4 protein-coding genes are annotated in these 2507 nt (G+C 41.0%); all 4 read right to left on the reverse strand.

Translation table 11 applies throughout. The features are described from left to right. Positions 1–713 (reverse strand): flagellar basal-body MS-ring/collar protein FliF (fliF, locus tag QZ998_RS02525; RefSeq protein ID WP_296557735.1); only part of this gene is annotated, 713 nt, incomplete at its 3' end. Positions 714–857: 144 nt separating this feature from the next. After that, a complete protein-coding gene (locus QZ998_RS02530; protein ID WP_296557739.1) occupies positions 858–1178 on the reverse strand; it encodes a flagellar hook-basal body complex protein FliE in 321 nt (106 codons plus the stop codon). Between the two features lie 12 nt (positions 1179–1190). Next, complete coding sequence (flgC, locus tag QZ998_RS02535; protein WP_296557742.1) at positions 1191–1628, reverse strand: flagellar basal body rod protein FlgC; 438 nt, start codon at positions 1626–1628, stop codon at positions 1191–1193. Continuing rightward, complete coding sequence (flgB, locus tag QZ998_RS02540; protein WP_296557744.1) at positions 1628–2035, reverse strand: flagellar basal body rod protein FlgB; 408 nt, start codon at positions 2033–2035, stop codon at positions 1628–1630. Before flgB ends, flgC begins: the two co-directional genes overlap by 1 nt. Positions 2036–2507: the final 472 nt, after the last annotated feature.

Raw genomic sequence — 2507 nt, forward strand, 5'->3', positions numbered from 1 at the left:
GCCTTGGTCAGTTTCAGCTTAGCCTCGCCACCATTTTCGGCAGCCAGATTATTGATTAAATCATTTCCATTACCATCGGTAAGTGCGATATTGTCAGCCGTCAGTCCTGCCACCGACTTAACCACCAGATTCTGGATTCCCATAACCTGTTGCCGTGTTAATGTCGCCCCTGGTTCAAGATGAATAATAACTGATGCGGTGGTACTTTCAGTTTCCTGAAGATAAAAGACATTTTCTGTCGGTACTGAAATAGTAACAATGGCGTCTTTTACACCATTGATCGTTTTTATACTGGCACCAAGACGCTCCTGCAGCTGCATATTTTCATATTGCTTACGTTCGTAGTCGGTCGCAAGCATGCTGTTGTTTTCTTGAATAACATAGTAGCTCAAACCATTTTTCGGGTAGCCCGCGGTCGCCAGTTGCATCCGCACCTTGGCCTCATCGCCAGAGGGAACCATAATATTCCCACCGGCATCAAGCCTGACATCGGTCTCCATTTCTGTCAGGGCGGCCATAATTTCAGTGGTTTCTGCTTGAGTCAAACCAACAAAAAGCGGCACATACTCCTTATTATTCAAAAAAATAGTCAGCCCGATGGATGTCAACAAGACCAACGCTACCCCACCAATCATCAGCATCTTGGCTTTTTTGGAGGTTCCCGTCCAGAAGTTTTTGATTTTTTCTAAAAAAGCCTTAATTTTCTCATTCATCGTCTATTCTCATCCATCCAATGTATTTACTGTCAACGTTTCTTCCTAAACCGGTACATTCAAATAAGGAATACCGATCCTTGAAATAAAATCTATGACCGGTACTCTCTCCTGGTTTAAAGTAATGTTTTGATATGACCAAACTTATAGGCCGGTATTCATAACAGCCTGATAAGACTCCAAGACCTTATTGCGGAGCTGAACCATGGTTTGCAGGGCGACATCAGCCTTAGCTGTATTGATCATCATGGTGTGCATATCATCCATGTTGCCAATTGACAGATTATAGGCATCGACCTTGGTGATCGCTTCAGTTTCTTCAACATTATTAATGGTGTCCTGGAGGATCGCTTTAAAATCTCCGGCAAGGCCAGTATCGACAGCCGCCCCAGCATTAGCCGCATTTCCCCCAACAGTGCCAATACTGGCTCCGCTGATAATTGAATTCATGGGTAAGATAAACATTCTATTCTCCTTTTATCGGCCGATTTCGAGGGCCTTTAGAACTAGCGATTTTGTCGCATTAAACGCTGTTACATTTGCTTCATAGGCACGGCTGGCACCCATTGCGTCGGTCATTTCCTGGGCAGTATTGACATTGGGGTACAACACATAACCCTCAGCGTTGGCATCGGGGTGGGTGGGATCATAAACCGGAACCAAGGCCGATTCATCTTCGATGATGGCTTGAACCTGAACTCCGGCTTTTTGAACGACGCCAGTTGCTGTTTTAAGGGCATCCATAAAGGTACCCGTATTGACGCTACGTAACACCGTCATTTTGCGACGATAAGGCTCGCCTTCTTCGGTTCGCGTGACCTGAGCATTGGCAATATTTTGAGCCACAATATCCAAACGATATTTTTGCGCAGTCATGCCTGACCCCGAAATATTTAAAGAACTTAAATAACTCATTATCTGCCTCCATTAATCGCATATTTTAATCTGGAGTAGGAGTCACTAACGCCACGAACAAGCGAATTATATTGCAATACCGACTTGGTCATGTCAATGTTTTCAGACTCCATATCGACGTTGTTACGATCCAAACGATTAGACGTCGCCCCCTGATAAACATTGATATTTGAATTATCGATCGTTTGAATGCTTTCCATTTTGTCAAGAAAGCCATTTTTACTGGCATTTGCAGTTGTTTGCAGCTTGTTGATTTCTGCTTTCAATGAATTTTCAAAATTGACTTTGATGGCTTTATATCCCGGTGTTTCAGCATTGGCAATATTATTGCTGGTTGCCTTTTGTTTTTGCCAGGTACCATCGAGAGCCTTCTGATATAGGGCTGAGGTTATTGAATCGCCGATCATTGTATCCTCCTTATTTATAGGCTGACCTGAACTGCCAGCGCCTTCTATAATTTTTATTATTGCATACTTTTGTTAAATTAATATACTCTTTTAATCATTCATACACAACATTTGCATACAAAAAAATTACAATACTTAGTCATATTAACATAATACCATATTTTTTAAAAAACAACAATCAGATTTCTGTTCTGCCTAAGTTGAAGTTAAGTTAGCCGTTTATCAAAGCTATCTATCGGTTTGCTTATTATTAAAACAGCAACGCGAACAAAAGCAACATTACAATATGTTATTCTCACTAATTTCATTATAGGGTGTCACGCAAAAAAAAGCAACCACGGTTGCTTTTTTTAGGTTATTTTAATTTATTCTTTTGATTTATTAAAACAGCAACAAAAAAACAAGCCTATATAAGGCTTTGGGGGATTTTTTCTTTATTCAACTGTCAAAGACCCGGCAAAGAAATAAAATA

Origin of the sequence: uncultured Acetobacterium sp. (assembly GCF_927416815.1) — a bacterium.
Taxonomy (GTDB): Bacteria; Bacillota; Clostridia; order Eubacteriales; family Eubacteriaceae; genus Acetobacterium.